At 42.9% G+C, this 3995-nt stretch carries 3 protein-coding genes; all 3 read left to right on the top strand.

The features are described from left to right. Positions 1 to 1996, top strand: a 1996-nt coding sequence (locus tag QN359_RS19465; RefSeq protein ID WP_323493398.1) for an ATP-binding protein, incomplete at its 5' end; no start/stop codon positions are given. After that, complete coding sequence (locus QN359_RS19460; RefSeq protein WP_322249625.1) at positions 1996 to 2607, top strand: response regulator transcription factor; 612 nt, start codon at positions 1996 to 1998, stop codon at positions 2605 to 2607. The genes QN359_RS19465 and QN359_RS19460, both read left to right, overlap by 1 nt. 26 nt (positions 2608 to 2633) lie before the next feature. After that, positions 2634 to 3851, top strand: a complete 1218-nt coding sequence (locus QN359_RS19455) for a HEPN domain-containing protein (RefSeq protein WP_322249626.1) — start codon at positions 2634 to 2636, stop codon at positions 3849 to 3851. Positions 3852 to 3995 lie beyond the last annotated feature (144 nt).

Genomic DNA, 3995 nt, shown 5'->3' with positions numbered 1-3995 from the left:
CCGCGCAGCTGTGGCAGAAACAGGCACTATCTTAAACTCTTTGAATAATTGTCTGGACTTAGGGGGCCACTTTATGCAACCGCGTATCGAACTGGCGCATTTGCATGAATTTGAAAGGGAGGCTCAGCACTCGATTCGTGCCGATTATCAGATTCGGGACTTTGGTTTAGATGGCGAGCGCAGTTGGCGCAGAGCCGCACCGCGTCCATTTTATTATCCGGTCACCTTTATGGAACCGCCCATTGCATCGGCCTCTCCGGTTTTAGGATTGGATGTCTATGCGGATAAGAAGCTGCAATTGGCGATTGATGAGAGTGTGATGACGCAAAAAATCATTGCATCAGCACCGTTTAATCTGGTCGAAGGTGGGCGCGGATATATTTTATTTAAAGCCTTGTTCAATACGTCGTCACCATCAGCTGATTATTTCACTCGGCAACAGCAGGCGACCCGTTTAGTGTCTCTGCTGATCAGTGCTAAGAATTTACTTCATGCAGATGAATTGCCGCCATCGAATATGACAATGCGGCTTTTTCACAAACAGTATCAGCCTGACGACGTAAGCGGACAGATTTACGCGTTAAATGAAATGAAGAAGTCATCGGTTGAACGGCATCTCTTACCGCTATTCACCTACGAACATGCTATTCCTAGCGAATTCCAACCGTTTTTATTTGAAACACAAAGGCAGATCGGCTGGGAAGTGTTTCGACTCTCCGGCTTGGTGGTTTCTGCCTGTGTGACCTTGTTGCTGACATTGTTAGGTGCGATGGCATTCAATTGGCGGCGCATGCAGCAAGAGGAAACGCGGCTGGCGAATGAATTATTGTATCGGGAACGGGACCGCGCTTTTGTCACGTTACGATCTATTACTGATGCGGTGATGACGCTCAATTCTGATGGTGTTGTCGAATACGTCAATCCTGCGGCAGAAGCCATTCTTCAGAAAAAACTTGCGGACATCCAAGGAAAACAAGTAACTGCGGTAATGGCCTTGAGGTATGAACTTTCCACTTCAAAAATAGTAGACCCATTTTCTCAATGTATTGCTGATCAACGTGTCGTCGATCTTCCAGATAATGCGGTGATACAGGATAACGATGGACAGCGCAAACTGATTGAAGGGAACGTATCGCCCTTGTTTGGCAGTCAGCAGGAGTTTATCGGCGCAGTGGTTGCATTTAGAGATATGGGGCCAATACGCAAGAAAGCGCTTGAGGCCATCGAAGCTAGTGAGAAACGCTTGCGTCAGCACCAAGTAGAATTAGCTCACGTCGCTCGTTTGAATACGATGGGTGAAATGGCAGCAGGGATTGCGCACGAAATCAATCAACCATTGGCAGCTATTCTGAGCTACAACCAAGCCTGCATTCGTATGCTGCAATCTGACGATGCGAATGATGATGAAATTATTCAGGCAATGAAATCCTCTGCGTTGCAATCAAAGAGAGCTGCCGAGATTATTACGCGCCTACGTGCATTCGTCAGTAAGAAATCATCAAAGACAGCCCCTGTCGATTTGAATCAAGTGATACATAACGTCCTATCTCTGAGCGAGCATCATTTGAAAGATTTTCAGGTGATTACTGAAACCGAACTGATGTATGGCTTGCCAGTTGTCACGGCTGATCCGATAGGTATGGAGCAAGTGGTTTTGAATCTGGTCAGGAATGGCATGGAAGCGATGCAGGAGTTTCCAACTGATGCCAGAATCATCCACATACAAACCGCCGTCCAAGAAAGCAGAGTCGTGCTGACGGTTCGAGATGGCGGCGCAGGTATTCCAGCAGAGGTGCTCCCGCATCTGTTTGATCCCTTCCTTACAACCAAAGATAACGGCATGGGATTGGGACTCACTATTAGTTACTCCATTGTCGAATCTTATGGCGGAACACTATCTGCAAAAAACTTACCGCATGGCGGCGCTGAGTTTAGTTTCTCCTTAGCGATTCGTTATCCGAATATTGTTGACCTCGATTTATCTGAAAGAGAATGATGTTAGAACCTGTCGTATTTTTAGTAGATGACGACCTCGCTGTTCGCGACTCGCTCAGCTTATTGATTAAATCAGTCGGCCTAAATGTGATTGCGTATGAACATCCGCAGGCATTCTTAGATGACTACGATGCGAGCCAAGTGGGGTGCTTGATATTAGACATCCGTATGCCAGGTATCAGTGGCTTGACGATACAAGACATACTCAAACAAAAAGGGTATGTGATTCCCATCATTTTTATTACCGGCCATGGTGATATTGCGCAATGTACACGTGCATTCAAGGCTGGTGCAGTTGATTTCTTGACTAAACCAGTAGATGAACAATCGTTGATTGATAGTCTGCAAATGGCGATCAAGTCGAGTATTGAGTTGCATCGTCAATCAAAACTGAATGCCGATGTGTATGAAAAAATCAGCCGCTTGTCAGAGCGCGAAAATCAAGTGTTGCACTTGCTTGTGGAAGGTATGCCGAACAAGGTCATTGCAGACAGGTTAAAGGTCAGTACAAGAACGGTCGAGTCCCATCGTGCCAAGCTCTTTGAAAAACTGGAAGTGAGTTCGCTGGCGGAATGCGTCAGGATTCAGTTGAGTGCGGCCAAATCGATTTGAGCAGAATGTGATTTTAGGATAATAAAATGAATGCAAACTGGAAAAAAAATACGAAACCAGACGTTGTTCTTAAAAGAATCGAAGAATCAAAGAATGTGTCTGTTGACGGAAAGGTTTCATTTTCTGGCTTCGGATTTTTTGATGCAAAGGCAACCCTCGATGGAATGGTTGATTTTAAGGATAAATCACATTCAATTGAAATAGAAGGCGTTATTTGGACAGCTATCAGTAACGTCGCTAAAAAACAGGTACTTGAGAAGCAGAGCGTAATTGAAGAAATTAATCGTTTAATTAAGGAGGAGCGAAAGACAAAGGAAACAGAGTTTCATGTTTTAACAACAATTTCGCTCGGTAAGCCATTTCCGTTAAAAACAATCAATACTGAAGGCTGCAAGATTACTTTCTTAAATAATTTTTTTCCAAAAAGGTATGAATCGAGGAATTCTGTAATTAGAAATAAATTTGATTTTTCTGACGATACACCTGATAGCTATAGCAAAATTATTGTATCGGTAAAGTCAAAATCTATTAAAGGAGCTGCAACCAAGGCTTTGTATGTGATTGATATTCAACGAGCGATATGGTCACTACTTGCAAATTCAAGTACGTCGCTTTTTGGAGATGAATGGAAGCCAATAAATAAGATACGAATGGGGCGTGTTCATACAGTCCACCAAATCAATGGGGCAGTCGCTGATGAACAATTTTGGTATGAACCGAACTTTGCAAAAGTAGATTTGTTTGTAGCGGATGATTTTGCAGGTTTTAAAAAGTTTTACAAACGAATTTTTACCAAGTTAAATCAAATTCCATATTCTTATGAATTACGCGATGCATTGGTTCGATTTGTCCGAGCTTTAGATGAACGAGATCAGAACGTTAGCCTAATAAAGCTGTGGGGTGCACTAGAGTCCATCACATGCCAAGGTGATGCTAAATACGATTTAATAGTACGTCGATGTTCATTTCTGTTTAAAGATTCTGAATATCACCAACAAGTACTAGAGCATTTGCGGGATTTTAGAAACAGAAGCGTTCATGCCGGAGACCAGAATGAGAATGCAAAGTTTAGGTGCTACCAACTAAAGTTCTACTTTGAACAACTTATCTTTTTCCATCTACGAAATACGGGGACTTTTAAAACTTTGAACGAAGCAAATCTTTTCCTTGATTCGCCAAGAGATATGACTGACTTAATCAATAAAAAACGGTTGATCGAACGTGCAATAAAGTTTTTGTTATAAAGACGATTGCGTAACATATTTCTTATAAAAAAAAAGAAGCGCCATTCGTAACAAGTTATCTTATTCACGGTGTTTGTCAAACAACCTGTCGCACAACCCGTCAAGCCGCCTGCTTCATTTCTTCCGTTTGAGCCCGTTCTGGGT

Origin of the sequence: Undibacterium sp. 5I2 (assembly GCF_035019605.1) — a bacterium.
Taxonomy (GTDB): Bacteria; Pseudomonadota; Gammaproteobacteria; order Burkholderiales; family Burkholderiaceae_D; genus Undibacterium.
The sequence above is the reverse complement of the archived record's forward strand: the minus strand, read 5'-3'. Positions and strand labels throughout refer to the sequence as shown.